This window comes from Streptomyces sp. NPDC059668 (genome assembly GCF_042734135.1).
Taxonomy (GTDB): domain Bacteria; phylum Actinomycetota; class Actinomycetes; order Streptomycetales; family Streptomycetaceae; genus Streptomyces.
Genome location: NZ_JBHWEL010000024.1, coordinates 82,219 through 102,864, shown reverse-complemented (window position 1 = coordinate 102,864; position 20,646 = coordinate 82,219). Strand labels below are relative to the sequence as shown.

The following is a 20,646-nucleotide window of genomic DNA, read 5'->3' as shown; positions in this document are numbered from 1 at the left end:
CGTTCCCGAGGAGACACGCACATGCCCACCTTCAACCGCCCGCCCGAGTGGCAGCAGCAGGCGGACCGGCACTCCGACCTGGTCGACCCGGTGCTCACCGTGCGCCAGCTGTCTCGCTTCGAGCTCTCGCTGAAGCACCTGGTCCGCATCGACCACGCCCTGGTCTTCTCCACCCCCAGGGGCGGCTACGAGACGTATCTGCCGCCCCGGCGTCCGACGCGCAGCGAGATCGCGGCGAAGCGGTACTCGGCCGTGTACGAGGTGGACATGGGCGTACACCCCCACTCGGCCGAACTCACCCTGCCGAGCGACAACGACGCCTTCGAGTTCACCGCGGCCCTCGACCTGTCGTGGCAGGTCCTCGATCCGGGCCGGTTCGTGGAGAGCGGGCACCGGAACGTGCCGGCGACGCTCATCGGCGAACTCCAGCAGGCGGCCCGGCCGGTGAGCCGCCGCTTCGCCATCGCGGACAGCGCGGCGGCCGAGCGGGAACTGCTCCAGGCGGTCACCGTCCTGGGGCCGCTCGGCGCACCGGCGGGACTGCAGGTCACCTGGACCCTGCGGCTCCGTCGTGACCAGGCGAACATCGAGCACCAGCGGCGGCTACAGGCCATCGACCACTCCGCCACCGAACAGGTGCGGGTGGCGCAGCGCGGCATGGAGGTCGACGTCGAGGCCGACCGCCGGTTCCGGCAGCAGGACGCCCTTCAGATCGACCGGGCCATGGCGTACGGCGGCCGGCAGCAGGAACTCGCGCTCCAGCAGCAGCGGTGGCAGCACGAGCAGGCGCTCCTGCACAGCGGGCAGCAGCACCAGCTCGCCCTCCAGCAGGGGCACCAGCAGATCGAACTCCAGAAGCTGGAGGAGGAGAAGATCGCCTTCTACCAGTGGCACCTCCAGCAGGGCGGCGTCCATGCCTGGGCACTGCATCTCGCCCAGCGCCCGGAGGACTCCCACCTCGTCATGTCCAGCATGCGCGAGGACCAACTCCGGATGATCCAGGCCCAGATGGATCTGGTGAAGCAGCTGCTGAACGGCGACACCGCCGAGGGCTACGAGCTGGAGGGTCCGAAGCAACTGGCCCTGCGCACGGTCAGCGACATCCTCAACCAGCGGCTCCCGGGGGTCCCGCAGACGCCTCCGCTGCTCCCGTCCGCCGCCGGCCCGGCGTATCCGGACCCGCCGCTGCCGGGGTACGCGCCCACCGGTCCCGGCCACGCCGCACCCCCGGTCCCCGGCGGGCCGCCGCTCCAGGGCCCCGCGGCAGGGGCCGGCGGCCTCGACGGCCCCACCGCACCGGCGCCCGCCTCCACCTCCGCGCCCACAGCCGCACCCGCGCCGGTGCCCGGGGCAGGTCCCGCCGCGCCGCCGCCGTACGGGGCGTCCGGGTCGTACAGGTCTTATGCGGGGCAGCCCGGCCCGGCGACGGATCCGTACACGGGTGCCCGGCCGGGACCGGTGGGCGGCCCGTACGGGGCCCCTGACGGCCCCACCTGGCAGTCCCCGCAGCCGTACGCCCCGGCGCCCCCGCTCGTGCCCCCACCGGTGCCCGCGGCCCCTTACCCGGGCGTTCCCGCCCCGCCGGCCGGACCCGTCGCGCCCGCGGCGCCGGCCTGGCAGCCGCCCCCGGGCTACGGCAGCACCCCGACCCTGCCCGCACAGGCCGTGGCCTCCGTCGCCCACCCGGCCGACGACGGTTCCCGGGCCGCCCCTCCGCGCCCGGACGTACCGGGACCCGCTGATCCGGAACTCGCTGATCCGGGATCCGCCGAACCCACGCCGGACGGCCCGGCGCCCGACGGCCCGGACGCCGGTGCCCGGGAGAGCGGCGCATGACCGCGCTCGACCCGGCACCCGTCCCGACGCCAGCCGGAGGCCCGGACGGGAACCCGGCGGCTCCGGACGGAGCCCCGTCCGGAGTCCCCGCCGCGGTTACTCCCCTTCCCGCCGGCCGCCCGGACGCCACCGCGCCCGAGATGGTCCGCCTGTGCGAGCGCCTCCTCGCGGACCTCCGCGCCGAGATCACCCGCGCCGACAGCAAGGCGTCGGTCCTGGTCGCCGCGCTCGGCATGACCGCGGGCGTCTTCAGCGGGCTGCTCGCGGGACACGACTGGACCCCGGCCGCGCTCTCCGTCCCGGGCGCGGCGCTGTGCTGGGCGGGCGTCGGCTCCCTCGCCCTCTCCCTGCTCGCCCTGCTGCTGGCCGTGCTCCCGCGCTACGGCGCCGCGGACTGGGCGCCGGGGCACCCGCTGTCGTACTTCGGCGACATCCAGCAGGCCGTACGGCTCGGCTGTCTGCCGACCGCCCTCGCCGACACCCGGCGTGATCCCACGGGGGGCCTCGCGAAGGCCCTCACCGAGACGAGCCGGATCGCCGCGCGCAAGCACCAGTGGATCCGCACCGGACTGATCGCCTTCTGCGTCGGCACGGTCCTGCTGCCCGCCTCGCTGCTGATCGGCTGACACCGCCCGGCCGCACACCCCGCTCGTCCCCCGCACACACGAAGGAAGCACCGTGACCCAGCCACCGCCCTCACCACCGGAGCACCCCCAGTACCCCGCACCGCCCCAGTCCCAGTCCCAGTCCCAGGCTCCTCCGGCCTACCCCGGACAACAGCCCCCGCCTTACCCGGGCCAACAGCCTCCGTCCTACGCGGGACAACAGCCCCCGTCCTATCCAGTCCAACAACCTCCGCCTTACCCCGGTCAACAGGCCCCGCCCTACCCGGGCCAACAGGCCCCGCCCTACCCGGGCCAACAAGCCCAGCCTTATCCAGGCCAACAGCCTCCGCCGTATCCAGGGCAACACCCACCGGCCTCACCACACCCACGACAGCCGCACCACCCGCAGCCCCCGCACCACCCGCAGGCCGCCGCACCGCCGGCCCAGCCCGCGTACCCGCAGGCCGGCATGCCCCCGATCCCCGCACCGGCCCTCTCCCCCGACGACCCCGCCCACCCGCACCACATCAGCACCGACCACGGCCGCGTCCACATCCGCAGCCAGCAGCGCCGCACCGACTCCACCGCCGTCGGCAGTCTGCTGCTCCACCTGCCGAACTTCCTCTGCAGCCTGTTCGTCGTCGGCCTGTTCTCCGCCTTCTTCGGCGACCTCGCGTTCCTCGTGGTCCTCGCCTGGCTGGCCAGCGGCGCACTCGTGTTCCACCGGCCCACGGAAAGCGCCATCGCGCGCCGTCTGCTCCACCTGCGCCACCCCACCCCGCAAGAACGAGCCAAACTCGAACCGGTCTGGCACGAGGTCACCGCGCGCGCCGGTGTCGAGGGCCGCACCTACGAACTGTGGGTGGAGGACAGCGACGGCCTGAACGCGGTCGCCGCCGCCGGCCACATCGTCGGGGTCACCCGCTTCGCCATGAACCACCTCCCCAACGGGGAACTCGCCGCGGTCCTCGCGCACGAACTGGGCCACCACGTCGGCGGCCACGCCTGGTCCTCGCTGCTCGGCTACTGGTACGCGCTGCCCGGCCGGCTCGCCTGGCGGGTGCTGCGCGGGTTCGCGAGCATCGTCTTCAAGGTGTCGCGCGCGTTCTCCTGCTTCGGGGCCGCGTTCGTCGTGCTGGTCCTCGGCGGCCTCGCCCTGGCCACGGTCAGCACGCTGTACGGGCTTCCGCTGCTCCTCCTGGCCGTGCCGTACGCGCTCGCCGCCGTCGGGCGCCGGGCCGAACTCCGCGCCGACCAGCACGCGGCGGCCCTCGGCTTCGCCCCGATGCTGGCCGCCGTCCTCCACAAGCTGCACCAGCAGGAGCAGTACGAGACGGCCGCGCTCACCGCCCGCAACGGAGGTGTGGCCCCGCCGGAGAGCTCGCTCAGCAAGCTGCTCTCGTCCCACCCGGACCACTACACACGGCTGCACCACCTCCAGCCGTATCTCCAGCCGCCCGGCTGACGACAGCGGAGCCGGGGCAGGCCGGACCGGCCGGGCCAGGCCGGACCCCCGGGCCCGCGCCACGGACTCCGGAAGGCAGGCCGGCCGTTCAGCCCCCGGCCGCCTCAGCCGCCGGACGCGACCCCCGCGATCACGGCGAGCATCACGAACAGCGCCCAGCCCCCGACGGACAGCCAGCCCAGTACGAGACCGGTCATCGCGAGGCCGTCACCGCTCTCCCCGGTACGGCGTATCTCCGAGCGCGCCGAGTGTCCCAGGACCACCGCGGGAATGCCGGTGGCGCCGAGCGTCACCACGGTGAGCAGGCCGCAGACCATGGCGCCGACCGCCTTCCCGTTGGTCACCGGACGCGGCGCGGGCAGGAACGTCTGCGGGACGACGACACCGGCTCCGGCCGTCATCGGTACGGGGCCCTGCGGCAGGTCGCCGACGAGCACGGCCAGCTCACCCACCGTCCTGGCCGCGTACGCCCGCGCCACCCGTTTCTCGAACTCGTCCTGCTCCAGGCGGCCTTCGCCGAAGCCGGCTCTCAGCACATCCACCGCCCGCTCCCGGTCGGCGTGCGACGCGAGCATCGACTGCCCGCCCTGCCCATGCCCCTGCCACGGCTGCCACGGCGTCGGGTACGACACGGAAATGCCTCCCCCCAGACGGATACCTCCATGATGCTCCAACGCGGCATTTCCGGCACGGGTTCCCGCAGGACGTCCGTACCCCCGTACCGGGCCGGAGAACGCCGACGGGCGGCCACCCACGAAGGGTGACCGCCCGTCAGTTGACATACGCCTTACTGGTTGTACGGACCGTAGTCGTAGTCCTCCAGCGGAACGGCCTGGCCGGAGCCCGTGCCGAACGGCGAGTAGTCGATGTCGTCGTAGCCGACGGCCGAGTACATCGCGGCCTTGGCCTCCTCGGTCGGCTCGACCCGGATGTTGCGGTAACGGGACAGACCCGTACCGGCCGGGATGAGCTTACCGATGATGACGTTCTCCTTGAGGCCGATCAGGGAGTCGGACTTGGCGTTGATCGCCGCGTCCGTCAGAACCCTGGTCGTCTCCTGGAAGGACGCCGCCGACAGCCACGACTCGGTCGCCAGCGAGGCCTTGGTGATACCCATCAGCTGCGGACGGCCGGAGGCCGGGTGGCCGCCTTCCTGCACCACACGACGGTTCTCGGTCTCGAACTTCGAACGCTCGACCAGCTCGCCGGGCAGCAGCTCCGCGTCGCCCGACTCGATGATCGTCACGCGGCGCAGCATCTGCCGGATGATGATCTCGATGTGCTTGTCGTGGATCGACACACCCTGCGAGTTGTAGACCTTCTGGACCTCGCCGACCAGGTGGACCTGGACCGCGCGCTGACCGAGGATCCGCAGCACGTCGTGCGGGTTGGTGGCACCGAAGGTGAGCTTCTGGCCCACCTCGACGTGGTCACCCTCACGCACCATGACCTTGGCACGCTTCGAGATCGGGAACGCCGTCTCGTCGCTGCCGTCGTCCGGGGTGACGACGATCTTCTTGGTCTTCTCGGTCTCCTCGATACGGACGCGGCCGGCCGCCTCCGAGATCGGGGCGACACCCTTGGGCGTACGAGCCTCGAAGAGCTCGACGACACGGGGCAGACCCTGGGTGATGTCGTCACCGGCCACACCACCGGTGTGGAAGGTACGCATCGTCAGCTGGGTACCGGGCTCACCGATGGACTGGGCGGCGATGATGCCGACCGCCTCACCGATGTCGACCAGCTTGCCGGTGGCCAGCGAACGGCCGTAGCACATGGCGCAGGTACCGACGGCGGACTCGCAGGTCAGGACCGAGCGGGTCTTGACCTCCTCGATGCCGTGCTTGACCAGCTCGTCGATGAGGACGTCGCCGAGGTCGGTGTTGGCCGGGGCCAGCACCTTGCCGTCGACGGTGATGTCCTCGGCCAGCGCACGGGCGTACACGCTGGTCTCGACGTTCTCCGCCTTGCGCAGCACGCCGTCCGCGCCGCGCTCCGCGATGTGCAGCTTGAGGCCACGGTCGGTGCCGCAGTCCTCCTCGCGGATGATGACGTCCTGGGAGACGTCGACCAGACGACGGGTGAGGTAACCCGAGTCGGCGGTACGCAGAGCGGTGTCCGCCAGACCCTTACGGGCACCGTGGGTCGAGATGAAGTACTCCAGCACCGACAGGCCCTCACGGAAGGAGGCCTTGATCGGACGCGGGATCGTCTCGTTCTTGGCGTTCGACACCAGACCACGCATACCGGCGATCTGACGCATCTGCATCATGTTTCCTCGCGCACCCGAGTCGACCATCATGAAGATGGGGTTCGTCTTCGGGAAGTTCGCGTTCATCGCCTCGGCGACCTCGTTGGTCGCCTTGGTCCAGATCGCGATGAGCTCCTGCGTGCGCTCGTCCTTGGTGATCAGACCACGCTCGTACTGCTTCTGGACCTTCTCGTCCTGCGCCTCGTAGCCCTTGACGATCTCCTTCTTCGCCTCGGGAACGACGACGTCGGAGATGGCCACGGTGACGCCGGAGCGGGTCGCCCAGAAGAAGCCGGCCGCCTTCAGGTTGTCGAGCGTCGCCGCCACGATGACCTTGGGGTAGCGCTCGGCGAGGTCGTTGACGATCTCGGAGAGCTGCTTCTTGCCCACCGAGTAGTCGACGAACGGGTAGTCCTCGGGCAGCAGCTCGTTGAAGAGCGCGCGGCCCAGGGTCGTACGGAGGCGGAAGGTGTCACCCTGCTGCCACTCCGGCTCACCCTCCTCCTGCGCCGGCGGGGTCCAGCCGCGCGGCGGGATGGTGCCCACCGGGAAGCGGATGTCGACCGCGGACTGGAGAGCGAGCTCCCCGGCGTCGAACGCCATGGTCGCCTCGGCGGTGGAGCCGAACGCCCGGCCCTCGCCCTTGACGTCACGCAGCTCGCCGTCCGTGGTCAGGAAGAACAGACCGAGGACCATGTCCTGGGTCGGCATCGTGACCGGGCGGCCGTCGGCGGGCTTGAGGATGTTGTTCGAGGACAGCATCAGGATGCGGGCCTCGGCCTGCGCCTCCGCGGAGAGCGGCAGGTGGACGGCCATCTGGTCACCGTCGAAGTCCGCGTTGAACGCGGTGCAGACGAGCGGGTGGATCTGGATGGCCTTGCCCTCGACCAGCTGCGGCTCGAAGGCCTGGATGCCGAGGCGGTGCAGCGTGGGCGCACGGTTCAGCAGAACCGGGTGCTCCGCGATGACCTCTTCCAGGACGTCGTACACGACCGTGCGGCCGCGCTCGACCATCCGCTTGGCGCTCTTGATGTTCTGCGCGTGGTTCAGGTCGACCAGGCGCTTCATCACGAACGGCTTGAAGAGCTCCAGCGCCATGGCCTTCGGCAGACCGCACTGGTGCAGCTTCAGCTGCGGACCGACGACGATCACGGAACGCGCGGAGTAGTCCACGCGCTTGCCGAGCAGGTTCTGACGGAATCGACCCTGCTTGCCCTTGAGCATGTCGGACAGCGACTTCAGCGGACGGTTGCCGGGGCCCGTGACCGGGCGACCACGACGGCCGTTGTCGAAGAGCGCGTCGACGGCCTCCTGGAGCATGCGCTTCTCGTTGTTCACGATGATCTCGGGGGCACCGAGGTCGAGAAGGCGCTTCAGGCGGTTGTTGCGGTTGATCACGCGGCGGTACAGGTCGTTCAGGTCGGAGGTCGCGAAGCGGCCACCGTCCAGCTGCACCATCGGACGCAGGTCCGGCGGGATGACCGGCACGCAGTCGAGCACCATGCCCTTGGGGCTGTTGCTGGTCTGCAGGAACGCGGAGACGACCTTGAGGCGCTTGAGCGCACGGGTCTTCTTCTGGCCCTTGCCGGTGCGGATGATCTCGCGGAGGCGCTCGGCCTCCTCGTCGAGGTCGAAGGACTCCAGGCGCTTCTGCAGCGCCGCGGCACCCATCGAACCGTCGAAGTACGTGCCGAAGCGGTCACGCAGCTCGCGGTAGAGGAGCTCGTCGCCCTCCAGGTCCTGGACCTTGAGGTTCTTGAAGCGGGTCCACACCTCGTCGAGACGGTCGATCTCGCGCTGCGCACGGTCGCGCAGCTGCTTCATCTCACGCTCGGCACCCTCGCGCACCTTGCGGCGCACGTCGGCCTTGGCGCCCTCGGCCTCCAGCTCGGCCAGGTCGGTCTCGAGCTTCTTGGCGCGGGCTTCCAGGTCGGCGTCGCGGCGGTTCTCGATCTGCTGACGCTCGACGGAGACGTGGGCCTCCAGCGAGGGCAGGTCGCGGGTGCGGCGCTCCTCGTCGACGTACGTGATCATGTACGCGGCGAAGTAGATGACCTTCTCGAGGTCCTTCGGGGCGAGGTCGAGCAGGTAGCCCAGCCGCGACGGAACGCCCTTGAAGTACCAGATGTGGGTGACGGGAGCGGCCAGCTCGATGTGGCCCATCCGCTCACGGCGCACCTTGGCGCGAGTGACCTCGACGCCACAGCGCTCACAGATGATGCCCTTGAAGCGGACGCGCTTGTACTTGCCGCAGTAGCACTCCCAGTCCCGGGTCGGACCGAAGATCTTCTCGCAGAAGAGTCCGTCCTTTTCGGGCTTGAGGGTGCGGTAGTTGATGGTCTCGGGCTTCTTGACCTCGCCGTGGCTCCACTGACGGATGTCGTCAGCGGTGGCCAGACCGATCCGGAGCTCATCGAAGAAGTTGACGTCGAGCACTATGCGTCAATCCCTCTCAGGGTTGTAAGTCATGGGGTCTGATACGGGGGTCCTGGGGCCGGCCGGGGGCTCGTCGACGTTCATCGTCGAGCCCCCGTAACCGGACTCCCGTCAGACCTCTTCGACGCTGCTCGGCTCGCGCCGGGACAGGTCGATGCCGAGCTCCTCCGCCGCGCGGAAGACGTCCTCGTCGGTGTCACGCATTTCGATGGACATACCGTCGCTGGACAGCACCTCCACGTTGAGGCAGAGAGACTGCATCTCCTTGATGAGCACCTTGAAGGACTCGGGGATGCCGGGCTCGGGGATGTTCTCGCCCTTGACGATGGCCTCGTAGACCTTCACGCGACCGGTCACGTCGTCGGACTTGATGGTCAGCAGCTCCTGGAGGGCGTAAGCGGCGCCGTACGCCTCCAGCGCCCACACCTCCATCTCACCGAAGCGCTGGCCACCGAACTGGGCCTTACCACCCAGCGGCTGCTGGGTGATCATCGAGTACGGACCGGTCGAACGGGCGTGCAGCTTGTCGTCGACCAGGTGGTGGAGCTTGAGGATGTACATGTAGCCGACCGAGATCGGCTCCGGGAACGGCTCGCCGGAGCGGCCGTCGAACAGCGGCGCCTTGCCGGTCGGGAGCACCATGCGCTCGCCGTCACGGTTCGGGATCGTGTGGTTCAGCAGACCGGCCAGCTCGTCCTCACGCGCACCGTCGAAGACGGGGGTGGCGACGTTGGTGCCGGGGGCGACCACGTCGGCCTCGATGGCCTGAAGGCGCTGCGCCCAGTCCTCCCCGAGGCCGGAGACGTCCCAGCCGCGGCTGGCGAGCCAGCCGAGGTGGATCTCCAGGACCTGTCCCGGGTTCATTCGGGACGGGACACCCAGGGGGTTGAGGATGATGTCGACCGGGGTGCCGTCCTCCAGGAACGGCATGTCCTCGATCGGCAGGATCTTCGAGATGACGCCCTTGTTGCCGTGGCGGCCGGCGAGCTTGTCACCGTCCGTGATCTTGCGCTTCTGCGCAACGTAGACACGAACCAGCTGGTTCACGCCCGGCGGCAGCTCGTCGCCCTCTTCACGGTCGAAGACGCGGACGCCGATGACCTTGCCGATCTCACCGTGCGGCACCTTCAGCGAGGTGTCGCGCACCTCGCGCGCCTTCTCACCGAAGATCGCGCGGAGCAGGCGCTCCTCGGGGGTCAGCTCGGTCTCACCCTTGGGCGTGACCTTGCCGACGAGGATGTCGCCGGCGACGACCTCGGCACCGATACGGATGATGCCGCGCTCGTCGAGGTCGGCGAGGACCTCCTCGGAGACGTTCGGGATGTCCCGGGTGATCTCCTCGGGGCCGAGCTTGGTGTCACGGGCGTCGACCTCGTGCTCCTCGATGTGGATCGAGGAGAGGACGTCGTCCTGCACGAGGCGCTGCGACAGGATGATCGCGTCCTCGTAGTTGTGACCCTCCCACGGCATGAACGCCACGAGCAGGTTCTTGCCGAGCGCCATCTCGCCGTTCTCGGTCGCCGGACCGTCGGCCAGCACCTGGCCGGCCACGACCCGGGCGCCCTCGTCCACGACAACCTTCTGGTTGACGGACGTGCCCTGGTTCGAGCGGGAGAACTTGTGCAGGCGGTACGTGGTGTACGTGCCGTCGTCGTTGGCGGTGGTGACGTAGTCCGCGGAGACCTCCTGGACCACACCGTCCTTCTCCGACTTGAGCACGTCGCCGGCGTCGACGGCGCAGCGGTACTCCATGCCGGTGCCGACGAGCGGCGCCTCGGACTTGATGAGCGGAACGGCCTGGCGCATCATGTTCGCGCCCATGAGGGCACGGTTGGCGTCGTCGTGCTCCAGGAACGGGATCATCGCGGTCGCGACCGACACCATCTGGCGCGGCGAGACGTCCATGTAGTCGACGTCCTCACCGGGGACGTAGTCGACCTCTCCGCCACGACGGCGGACCAGGACGCGGGACTCCTCGAAGCGGAGCTCGTCGGTCAGCGGCGCGTTGGCCTGCGCGATGACGAACCGGTCCTCTTCGTCGGCCGTCAGGTAGTCGACGTCGTCGGTGACGACACCACCCGTGACCTTGCGGTACGGCGTCTCGACGAAACCGAACGCGTTGACCCGGCCGTAGGAGGCGAGCGAGCCGATCAGGCCGATGTTCGGGCCTTCGGGGGTCTCGATCGGGCACATGCGGCCGTAGTGCGAGGGGTGCACGTCACGGACCTCGAAGCCGGCCCGCTCACGGGAGAGACCACCCGGGCCAAGAGCCGACAGACGGCGCTTGTGGGTGAGACCCGACAGCGGGTTGTTCTGGTCCATGAACTGCGACAGCTGGCTGGTGCCGAAGAACTCCTTGATGGAGGCGACGACCGGCCGGATGTTGATCAGCGTCTGCGGCGTGATCGCCTCGACGTCCTGGGTCGTCATGCGCTCGCGGACGACGCGCTCCATACGAGCCAGACCCGTGCGGACCTGGTTCTGGATGAGCTCGCCGACGTTGCGCAGACGACGGTTGCCGAAGTGGTCGATGTCGTCGGTCTCGACGACGATCGAGGTGCCGTTGTCGCCGACGGTCTCGGTCTCACCCGCGTGCAGCTTCACCAGGTACTTGATCGTCGAGATGATGTCCTCGACGGTCAGGATGCCGGCGTCCAGCGGGGCTTCGCCGCCCAGCTTCTTGTTGACCTTGTAGCGGCCGACCTTGGCCAGGTCGTAGCGCTTCGGGTTGAAGTAGAGGTTCTCGAGCAGCGTCTGCGCGGCCTCACGGGTCGGGGGCTCACCCGGACGCAGCTTGCGGTAGATGTCGAGCAGCGCGTCGTCCTGGCCCTGGGTGTGGTCCTTCTCCAGGGTGGCGCGCATGGACTCGTACTCGCCGAACTCCTCGAGGATCTGCTCGGTGGTCCAGCCGAGAGCCTTCAGGAGAACGGTGACGGACTGCTTGCGCTTGCGGTCGATGCGGACACCGACCATGTCGCGCTTGTCGATCTCCATCTCCAGCCAGGCGCCCCGGGAGGGGATGACCTTGGCGGAGAAGATGTCCTTGTCGGACGTCTTGTCGATGGAGGAGTCGAAGTAGACGCCCGGCGAGCGGACCAGCTGGGACACCACGACACGCTCGGTGCCGTTGATGACGAAGGTGCCCTTGTTGGTCATGAGCGGGAAGTCGCCCATGAAGACCGTCTGGGACTTGATCTCGCCGGTCTCGTTGTTGGTGAACTCGGCGGTGACGAAGAGCGGGGCCGCGAACGTGAAGTCGCGCTCCTTGCACTCGTCGATGGAGTTCTTCGGGGGCTCGAAGCGGTGGTCCCGGAACGTCAGGGACATCGACCCGGAGAAGTCCTCGATCGGGGAGATCTCCTCGAAGATCTCCTCCAGACCGGACTTCGTGGGGACGTCCTGTCCGCTGTCCAGAGCCGCCTCGACACGAGCCTTCCACGCTTCGTTTCCGAGCAGCCAGTCGAAGCTCTCGGTTTGCAGCGCAAGAAGGTTCGGAACCTCGAGGGGCTCCTTGATCTTTGCAAAGGAGATGCGCAGCGGGGCGGTGCTGGCGCCGTTGTTCGTATTCGCGGTCGAGGCAGTGCGCGAGGCGGCCAAGAGGGGGTCCTTCCGAGGGCTCGGACTCACTACGCGCGTACCGGCCCCCCACCGGGGCACAGAGACGGACTGTTCCCGACTCGGCCCAAAAGGCCAGGTCAGAGATAATCCGGTCGTCGGTGTCCAAGCGAGGGCATGCCCCTGGTGACGGGCAGGAGGCAGCTAACAGGCAGCGCAAAGGGTCAGTGTAGCCACTAGGCCCACTGATGTCCAGTCCCGGTTTTCTGAGACCCTCGTTGTCGTCAACACCTGCGGCAAGCCACGCCCTCAATGCACATCGATACTGCCCTCTTCGTCGCCGATCCATGCCTCGGATCCGGATCGTTGTGACGACGCGTCCTGAGAATTGCGCGCTGCGTGCCGTTCGTCAAGGCCCCCCATGCCCAAAGCAAGTGCCGCGATCGTCACGTGCAACCTGTCTTGCAGCCCGTCTTGCAGCCCGTCACGGGCTCGGCCGGAGGCACAACGAAGATCACCATACTCGTCGCGAACGACAGTGCAAGGCAGCCGCTGCCGGACCCCCTGAACGCCGAAGAGCGACCACCCAGTTGGGTGATCGCTCTTCGGTGCGTCAGCGTTACAGCGCCACGAGGGCGACTGTGACAGCTCGCGAGGGAGCCCTCAGCGGGCTCCTGGGACTACTTGACCTCGACGGAGGCGCCGGCGCCCTTGAGGGACTCGGCAGCCTTCTCGGCGGCCTCCTTGGCGACCTTCTCGAGGACGGGCTTCGGAGCGCCGTCGACGAGGTCCTTGGCCTCCTTCAGGCCCAGCGAGGTCAGCTCACGCACGACCTTGATGACCTGGATCTTCTTCTCGCCGGCACCCGTGAGGATGACGTCGAACTCGTCCTGCTCCTCAGCGGCCTCGACGGCGGCGGGGCCGGCCGGACCGGCAACGGCGACCGCGGCGGCGGCGGTGACGTCGAACTTCTCCTCGAAGGCCTTCACGAACTCGGAGAGCTCGATGAGGGTGAGGTTCTCGAACTGCGCGAGCAGCTCTTCCTGGGACAGCTTCGCCATGATGGCGTCCTTCCACTTATTCGGCAGGTGCCGGATGTACTGGTGAGGCGGGCGTACGTTCGGCCCGCTGCGACCGTCGCCTCAGGCGGCGGTCAATGCGCGAGCCGAATTACTCGGCACCGCCCTGCTCGGCCTGCTTGGCACGAAGCGCCTCCGCGGTGCGGACGAACTTCGAGGGAAGCGCCTGGAAGAGCTGAGCAGTCTGCGTCTGCTTGCCCTTGAAGGCACCCGCCAGCTTGGCGAGCAGAACCTCGCGGGACTCGAGGTCCGCAAGCTTCTTGATCTCGTCGGCGGACAGCGCCTTGCCGTCAAGGACACCGCCCTTGATGACGAGGTTGGGGTTGTCCTTGGCGAAGTCACGAAGACCCTTCGCCGACGTCACCGGGTCACCGGTGATGAAGGCGACCGCCGTCGGACCGTTGAAAAGGTCGTCGAGCGTGGAGATCCCGGCCTCGTTGGCCGCAATCTTGGTCAGCGTGTTCTTCACCACGGCGTACTGGGCGTCTTCACCGAGCGAACGGCGCAGCGTCTTGAGCTGCGCCACGGTGAGACCCCGGTACTCGGTCAGCACGGCGGCGTTCGAGCTGCGGAACTGGTCCGCGAGCTCGGCTACCGCGGCAGCCTTGTCGGGCCTTGCCATAGAGCGTCGGCCTCCTTCCGGGTGATGAGGACCGCTCGGAAGGGGCTGGGCAAACGAAACGCCCCGGCGCAGGCGCACGGGGCGTGGCTCGACCGGCAGGTCCGCAAGCTGGGCAAGCGAACTCCGGGAGCACATCCACGGTCACCTACGCGGGTCGTCCGCAGTTTCAGCGGATCCTTCGGCCACCCTGCCCTCTTACGAGCGCAAAGCAACGACCAGCGGTCTTTGGCTTCTCGGGAACAGTACGTGAAGGGCGCACTGTCAAGCAAATCCGCTCGACAGCGCCTGTGTTCAGCCCGCCTGGGCGTCCTTCATCATCTCGGCCAGGTCGACGGTGTCCTTGGCCGGCGGGGCCTTCACCGTCACCGGCTTGTTGTAGTCCAGGAAGGTCACGGTCACGTCGAACGGGCCCTTGTCGGCGGCGGCGCGCACCCGCACCTGCTTGGTGTGGTCGTCCGGTCCGACCCACAGGTCCATGGTGAGCTTGTCGGCGCCCAGGTCCTCGTACTGCTTCAGGCTCTTCTCGCGCTTCTCCCGCGTCGCCTTGTCCTCGTCCTTGAGGCCGGCGCGGAGGTCGTCGAGGGTGACCGTGCCCGCGTAGTGGGTGGTCCGGACGCCGTCGACCTTCTCGGCGCCGACCTTCTTCACGTCCTTGGAGCCGGTCAGGAAGGTGGACTCCTGCGACGGGTCCTGGCCGGCCTGGCTCGGCACCTTGCCGGCGCCGGCGCCCTTGGCGGCCCCGGAGAGGTCGAACTTCATCCAGCTCTTGCCGTCCAGCTCCTTGGCCGCGGCCTCTCCCCCGCCCAGGTACATCGCCTCGTCGACGACCCGGATCTCCATCTTGCCGTCCGCGCCCTGGTCGAGAGCGTTCATCTTCATGCTCATGGCCATCGGCTTCATGCTCATCGCCGCCTCGGCCTCGACCCGGCCGGTCTCCGGGACCTTGCCGGTCATCCGGTAGGTGAGGGAGGTGATGGCCTCCGTGTTCTTCGCCGCCTTGGCCACGGCCGCGGCGGGCGTCATCTTCGGCGACTCGTCACCCTTCGCGCAGGCGACGGTGCCGCCTCCGAGAGCGAGGGCGGCCAGCGCCGCCCCCGTCGCGCCACGACGCACGGAACCACGCACAGAGAACATAAGGATCCCCCCCAGGGAACACTTGAACGATTCACAGACTCGGACCGAGCGTAACCCAGGGGGCGCGAGTGGTCTTCCGAATTCTTTTGGATTCCTTGAACCTCCGCGGCCTCAGCCGGCGGCGCCCTGCGTCTTCAGCAGGTCCTTGAAGTCCGCCGTGTCGCCGGCCGGCGGCTCCTGGGCGGAGACCTTCACCCCGTAGTCGCTGTAGTACGTGGTCGAGGACATCGTGCCGGTCGAGAGGTCGCCCTTGGAGACGGCCTTGACGAGCAGGTCGTCACCGTCGACCCAGATGTCGACGTCCTCCGTCGTGATGCCGGCCTGCGTGAACTGCTTCTTCAGGGCGTCCAGCTGCCCCGCGGAGAGGTGCGAGCTCCTGGCGGCGAGGTCCGAGACGTCCACCGTGCCCGCGTAGTGCGTGGTCTGCTTGCCGCGGACCTTCTCCTCACCGACCTTCTTCACGTCACCGGAGGCCAGCAGGAGCTTCACCGACTGGTTCGGCGAGCTGTTCTGCATCTGGTCCTTCAGGAAGGCTCCGGAGCCGCCCCCGAGCTTCGCCAGGTCGTCGTACGCGTACCGGATCCAGTGCTTGCCGCCGGACTGCCGGGCGAAGGTCTCGCCCATCTTCGCGTAGTAGGCGTCGGACAGGTAGCGGGCCTGCATGGACGTCGCGCCCACCTTGCGCATGGTCTCGGCCATCGTGCCGCCGGTGTAGGTGATCGTCATGTCGCCGATGAGGCCGTCGCCCCAGCCCATGACGCCGTTCGACTTCATGGACATCAGCGTGCCCATGGTCGTCGTCGACTCGACCCTGGCCGAGTCCGCGCCGTCGGTGGACTTCTCGGCGGACTGGAGCGCCGCTATGGGGCTGACGCGGGTCGGGCTCTTGTGCGCCGCCTTGTCGTCCTTTCCGGACCCCCCCGACGAGCCCGAGGAACAGGCGGCCACTGTCGTCAGCGCGCTCACCAGAGCGATCGCCAGGGTCACTCGGCGCGCGGTCGTGCTCTTCATCTGTCCCACCCCTATGCAGATCCTGAGAGCTGCACGCTAACGCAGCCCACTGACACCGGTATCGGAACAGGTGCCCGGAAACAGGGACGGGCCCCGCACCTCGAAAGGTTGCGGGGCCCGTACCAAGAACGCGTATGCGACGCGGTCACCGGGGTGAGCGGAGGGCTCAGACGGCGGCCGGGTCCTCCTCGACGAGGAGGTTGCGGGTGCGGTTCGGGTCGACGGGAACGCCGGGGCCGATCGTGGTGCTGATCGCGGCCTTCTTGATGTAGCGACCCTTGGCGGCCGACGGCTTCAGACGAAGGATCTCGTCGAGCGCGGCGCCGTAGTTCTCCACCAGCTTGGACTCGTCGAAGGAGGTCTTGCCGATGATGAAGTGGAGGTTCGAGTGCTTGTCGACGCGGAACTCGATCTTGCCGCCCTTGATCTCGGTCACGGCCTTGGCCACGTCCGGGGTCACGGTGCCGGTCTTCGGGTTCGGCATCAGACCACGCGGGCCGAGGACACGGCCGAGGCGGCCGACCTTGCCCATGAGGTCCGGGGTGGCGACGACGGCGTCGAAGTCCAGACGGCCCTTCGACACCTCGTCGATGAGCTCGTCGGAGCCGACGATGTCGGCGCCCGCGGCGAGTGCGGCCTCGGCACGGTCACCGGTCGCGAAGACCAGGACCCGGGCGGTCTTACCGGTGCCGTGCGGGAGGTTCACGGTGCCACGGACCATCTGGTCGGCCTTGCGCGGGTCGACACCCAGGCGGAAGGCGACCTCGACGGTGCCGTCGAACTTGCTCGTGGAGGTCTCCTTGGCGAGACGGACGGCCTCGAGCGGGGCGTAGAGCTTCTCCCGGTCGATCTTGGCGTCCGCAGCGCGGAGAGACTTGCTGCGCTTGCTCACTACTGCTCCTGATGTGTTCTGAGGAGTCGTGGTGCGGGCCGAGCAGGCCCTGCCACGTCATTCTCTGTGCGGCTCGCGCCGCGTGGCCTACGAAGGTGGGCGTCAGCCCTCGACCGTGATGCCCATGGAACGGGCGGTGCCGGCGATGATCTTCGACGCGGCGTCCAGGTCGTTGGCGTTCAGGTCGGGAAGCTTGGTCGTGGCGATCTCACGGACCTGCGCCTGGGTGATCTTGGCGACCTTGGTCTTGTGCGGCTCGCCCGAGCCCTTCTCGACACCGGCGGCCTTGAGGATCATCTTGGCGGCCGGCGGAGTCTTGGTGACGAAGGTGAAGGAGCGGTCCTCGTAGACCGTGATCTCCACCGGGATCACCCAGCCACGCTGCGACTCGGTCGCGGCGTTGTAGGCCTTGCAGAACTCCATGATGTTGACGCCGTGCTGACCGAGCGCGGGGCCGACCGGCGGGGCCGGGTTCGCCGCACCGGCGTTGATCTGGAGCTTGATAAGCCCCGTGACCTTCTTCTTCTTGGGAGGCATGTGCTCTCTCCGGGTCCTAGTGAGAGTTTTCAGCTTCCGTCCGGTTCATCCGGATGGAGGCATACCGCACAACGATAACGGGTATCTATGCGGGGCCAAAAACCGAGCAGGTCAGACGGGCTGCGTGAGCCCGTCTGACCTGTTCGGAAGACGTACGTCCAGAAGCCGCTAGTTCTTCTGGATCTGGTCGAAGGAGAGCTCGACCGGGGTCTCGCGGCCGAAGATCTCGACGAGGCCCTTGACCTTCTTCGAGTCGGCGTTGATCTCGTTGATGGTCGCCTGCAGCGTGGCGAACGGGCCGTCGGTGACGGTGACCGAGTCGCCGACCTCGAAGTCCAGCACCTGGACCTCGACCTTGCGCTGCGGAGCGGGCTTGCCCTCGGCCTCGGCGGCCTCACGCGCGGCCTTCTCCTCGGCCTCCGGGGCGAGCATCTTGACGATCTCGTCCAGGGTCAGCGGGTACGGGTCGTAGGCGTTGCCCACGAAGCCGGTGACGCCGGGAGTGTTGCGGACGACGCCCCAGGACTCGTTCGTCAGATCCATGCGCACCAGCACGTAGCCGGGGAGCTTGTTCTGGCGGATGGTCTTGCGCTCGCCGTTCTTGATCTGCGCGACCTCTTCCTGCGGCACCTCGGCCTGGAAGATGAAGTCCTCGACGTTCAGCGAGACGGCACGCTGCTCGAGGTTGGTCTTCACGCGGTTCTCGTAACCGGCGTAGGTGTGGATGACGTACCACTCGCCGGGGAGGGTGCGGAGCTCCTCGCGGAGGGCCTCGACGGGGTCGACGGGCTCGGCCGGCTCGGCCTCCGCCTCATCGGCGTCCTCGTCCTCGGCGTCCTGGGCTTCTTCGGCGTTCTCGCCGAGAGCGTCCGCGGGGACGTCCTCGTCCTCGACGTCCTCACCGGACTCGTCCTCGACGTGCAGCGCCGTTTCCTCGGCGGGCTCGCCGGCGGCGGCATCGGCAGCCTCGAACTCGTCCACGACGTCCGCTCCCTCGACGATGTCGAGCTCGTCGTCAACGGACTCGACCGACTCGCTGGCGTCGTTCAGGTTCGGGTCAGACACGGTGGCTGCTTCTTCCTGGATACATGGGGGTGGAACACGCGAAAGGGGCGCCGGTGACGGCGCCCTTCGCTCTCGGCTCAGCCGAAGACGTACTTGGCGGCGTGGTTGAGCCCATAGTCAATCACGGTCACCAGGCCAATCATGATGACGACGAAGACGATCACCACTGTGGTGTACGTCGTCAGCTGATTGCGAGTCGGCCAGACGACCTTGCGGAGCTCCGCGACGATCTGGCGATAGAAGGTGGCGAGGCGCTTCAGCGGGCCCTTCTTGGCACGCTTACCACCCTTGCGAGCCTTCTTTTTGGACTCGGGCGCCTCGGCATCAGGCATGTCGATGGAGCCCACGGCGTCCGTCACTCGTCCTCACCTGATTCCGGGTCGTGGCCGTGCCGCGCCCGGTTGAGCCGCACGGCGGTGCATTGCAGTACGTACATGCGTGCACACATCCTGGCGAAGGAGTGTGTAGCAGGGCCGGAGGGACTTGAACCCCCAACCGCTGGTTTTGGAGACCAGTGCTCTACCAATTGAGCTACGACCCTTTGGTTTCCCCCAACGTACCGCATCCGCCCGAGTGCTCGCTGTGCGCACGGTGGGTGCGGCCGGTGAAGGCCAACGAGGTGAGAGTGTACGTGGTCCGGGGCCGGTCGTCGAACAGAAAGTGTCCGTACGGGCTTTGCCCGTCGGAGATCGACCTGTGGGCGCCGCGCGTCCGGACTGGTGTTCTCACGCTGTTCAGTCTGTGAAACCCGCGTGCCGCGGGTGTTTCCGGTCTGAAACGATGGGCCCCATGAGCGCTGCAACCCCTCCCACCGAGCGCCGGGTCTCCGCCCGAGTCGGCGCGATCTCCGAGTCCGCCACTCTCGCCGTGGACGCCAAGGCCAAGGCCCTCAAGGCCGCCGGGCGGCCGGTGATCGGCTTCGGCGCCGGTGAGCCCGACTTCCCGACCCCGGACTACATCGTCCAGGCCGCCATCGAGGCCTGCTCCAACCCGAAGTACCACCGCTACACGCCGGCCGGCGGCCTGCCCGAGCTGAAGGCCGCCATCGCCGCCAAGACCCTGCGCGACTCCGGATACGAGGTGGAGGCCGCCCAGGTCCTGGTGACCAACGGCGGGAAGCAGGCCATCTACGAGGCCTTCGCCGCCATCCTCGACCCGGGCGACGAGGTCATCGTCCCGGCCCCCTACTGGACGACCTACCCGGAGTCCATCCGTCTCGCCGGCGGTGTCCCGGTGGAGGTCGTCGCCGACGAGACCACCGGCTACCGCGTGTCGGTCGAGCAGCTGGAGGCCGCCCGTACCGAGCACACCAAGGTGCTGCTCTTCGTCTCCCCGTCCAACCCGACGGGCGCGGTCTACACCCGCGAGCAGATCGCGGAGATCGGCCGCTGGGCCGCCGACAAGGGCCTGTGGGTCCTGACCGACGAGATCTACGAGCACCTGGTCTACGGCGACGCCGAGTTCCACTCCCTGCCCGTGGTGGTGCCCGAGCTCGCCGACAAGTGCATCGTCGTCAACGGCGTGGCGAAGACGTACGCCATGACCGGCTGGCGGGTCGGCTGGGTCATCGGCCCCAAGGACGTCATCAAGGCCGCGACCAACCTCCAGTCGCACGCCACCTCGAACGTCTCCAACGTGGCCCAGGTCGCCGCCCTGGCCGCCGTCTCTGGCGACCTGACGGCCGTGGCCGAGATGCGTGAGGCCTTCGACCGCCGCCGCAAGACCATCGTGCGGATGCTGAACGAGATCGACGGCGTCCTGTGCCCCGAGCCCGAGGGCGCCTTCTACGCGTACCCCTCGGTCAAGGCCCTGCTCGGCAAGGAGATCCGCGGCAAGCGCCCCCAGGACACGGTGGAGCTCGCCGCGCTCATCCTGGAGGAGGCCGAGGTCGCGGTCGTCCCGGGCGAGGCCTTCGGCACGCCCGGATATCTGCGTCTGTCGTACGCCCTGGGCGACGAGGACCTCGTCGAGGGCGTCAGCCGGATCCAGAAGCTGCTGGGCGAGGCGCGGGACTGACACCCCGAACGCTCTCGCACGTCTCCAGGACGTCGACCGCGTCGCCGCGGCGTCCCGCGTCATCGCCGCCGCTTTCACGGCTCCAGGCCGTTTTCGCGCTCCACGCGCGTGTGCGGGCCGTTTCCCCCCGGGGAGACGGCCC

General features: G+C 68.4%; 15 protein-coding genes and 1 tRNA gene. 4 read left to right on the top strand and 12 right to left on the bottom strand.

Annotated elements, in window-relative coordinates; all coding sequences use genetic code 11:
• The first annotated feature begins 21 nt into the window (after window positions 1-21).
• From ACFV2J_RS19515 to ACFV2J_RS19505, 3 genes are all read left to right on the top strand, one after another.
• Entirely contained in the window at window positions 22-1,836 is a 1,815-nt protein-coding gene (locus tag ACFV2J_RS19515; RefSeq protein WP_385084050.1) for a hypothetical protein, read from the top strand.
• Window positions 1,833-2,462, top strand: a complete 630-nt coding sequence (locus tag ACFV2J_RS19510; protein ID WP_385084051.1) for a Pycsar system effector family protein — start codon at window positions 1,833-1,835, stop codon at window positions 2,460-2,462. Before ACFV2J_RS19515 ends, ACFV2J_RS19510 begins: the two co-directional genes overlap by 4 nt.
• A gap of 448 nt (window positions 2,463-2,910) precedes the next feature.
• Entirely contained in the window at window positions 2,911-3,906 is a 996-nt protein-coding gene (locus ACFV2J_RS19505) for a M48 family metalloprotease (RefSeq protein ID WP_385084052.1), read from the top strand.
• Window positions 3,907-4,010: 104 nt separating this feature from the next.
• Here ACFV2J_RS19505 and ACFV2J_RS19500 read toward each other — a convergent pair whose 3' ends face one another.
• The 12 genes from ACFV2J_RS19500 to ACFV2J_RS19445 all read right to left on the bottom strand — a co-directional run bounded on the left by ACFV2J_RS19500 (window position 4,011) and on the right by ACFV2J_RS19445 (window position 19,029).
• Window positions 4,011-4,538 carry a DUF1707 and DUF4190 domain-containing protein gene (locus tag ACFV2J_RS19500; RefSeq protein WP_385084053.1) on the bottom strand — a complete coding sequence of 176 codons (528 nt, stop codon included), beginning with the start codon at window positions 4,536-4,538 and terminating at the stop codon, window positions 4,011-4,013.
• A gap of 155 nt (window positions 4,539-4,693) precedes the next feature.
• Complete coding sequence (locus ACFV2J_RS19495) at window positions 4,694-8,593, bottom strand: DNA-directed RNA polymerase subunit beta' (protein ID WP_385084054.1); 3,900 nt, start codon at window positions 8,591-8,593, stop codon at window positions 4,694-4,696.
• A 111-nt stretch (window positions 8,594-8,704) separates the two neighbouring features.
• Window positions 8,705-12,190, bottom strand: a complete 3,486-nt coding sequence (rpoB, locus tag ACFV2J_RS19490) for a DNA-directed RNA polymerase subunit beta (protein WP_385084055.1) — start codon at window positions 12,188-12,190, stop codon at window positions 8,705-8,707.
• 638 nt (window positions 12,191-12,828) lie between these two features.
• Window positions 12,829-13,209 carry a 50S ribosomal protein L7/L12 gene (gene rplL, locus ACFV2J_RS19485; protein ID WP_168529621.1) on the bottom strand — a complete coding sequence of 127 codons (381 nt, stop codon included), beginning with the start codon at window positions 13,207-13,209 and terminating at the stop codon, window positions 12,829-12,831.
• 109 nt (window positions 13,210-13,318) lie between these two features.
• The gene (gene rplJ, locus ACFV2J_RS19480) at window positions 13,319-13,849 is read right to left on the bottom strand and encodes a 50S ribosomal protein L10 (protein ID WP_164373166.1); all 531 of its coding nucleotides are present in this window, start codon (window positions 13,847-13,849) and stop codon (window positions 13,319-13,321) included.
• Between the two features lie 291 nt (window positions 13,850-14,140).
• On the bottom strand, window positions 14,141-14,974 hold the full coding sequence (locus ACFV2J_RS19475) for a DUF1396 domain-containing protein (RefSeq protein WP_385084056.1): 834 nt from the start codon (window positions 14,972-14,974) through the stop codon (window positions 14,141-14,143).
• A 120-nt stretch (window positions 14,975-15,094) separates the two neighbouring features.
• Window positions 15,095-15,994, bottom strand: a complete 900-nt coding sequence (locus ACFV2J_RS19470; RefSeq protein ID WP_385084057.1) for a hypothetical protein — start codon at window positions 15,992-15,994, stop codon at window positions 15,095-15,097.
• A 166-nt stretch (window positions 15,995-16,160) separates the two neighbouring features.
• A complete protein-coding gene (gene rplA / locus ACFV2J_RS19465) occupies window positions 16,161-16,886 on the bottom strand; it encodes a 50S ribosomal protein L1 (protein WP_385084058.1) in 726 nt (241 codons plus the stop codon).
• Between the two features lie 102 nt (window positions 16,887-16,988).
• On the bottom strand, window positions 16,989-17,423 hold the full coding sequence (gene rplK, locus ACFV2J_RS19460; RefSeq protein WP_019072313.1) for a 50S ribosomal protein L11: 435 nt from the start codon (window positions 17,421-17,423) through the stop codon (window positions 16,989-16,991).
• 168 nt (window positions 17,424-17,591) lie between these two features.
• Window positions 17,592-18,488: a transcription termination/antitermination protein NusG gene (nusG, locus tag ACFV2J_RS19455; protein WP_385084060.1), complete on the bottom strand. Its 897-nt coding sequence runs from the start codon at window positions 18,486-18,488 to the stop codon at window positions 17,592-17,594.
• A gap of 77 nt (window positions 18,489-18,565) precedes the next feature.
• Window positions 18,566-18,847 carry a preprotein translocase subunit SecE gene (gene secE, locus ACFV2J_RS19450; RefSeq protein WP_153289137.1) on the bottom strand — a complete coding sequence of 94 codons (282 nt, stop codon included), beginning with the start codon at window positions 18,845-18,847 and terminating at the stop codon, window positions 18,566-18,568.
• A 109-nt stretch (window positions 18,848-18,956) separates the two neighbouring features.
• Window positions 18,957-19,029, bottom strand: a tRNA-Trp gene (locus tag ACFV2J_RS19445).
• Window positions 19,030-19,277: 248 nt separating this feature from the next.
• On the opposite strand from ACFV2J_RS19445, the gene ACFV2J_RS19440 reads away from it, so the two are divergent.
• Window positions 19,278-20,504: a pyridoxal phosphate-dependent aminotransferase gene (locus ACFV2J_RS19440; protein WP_385084062.1), complete on the top strand. Its 1,227-nt coding sequence runs from the start codon at window positions 19,278-19,280 to the stop codon at window positions 20,502-20,504.
• Window positions 20,505-20,646 lie beyond the last annotated feature (142 nt).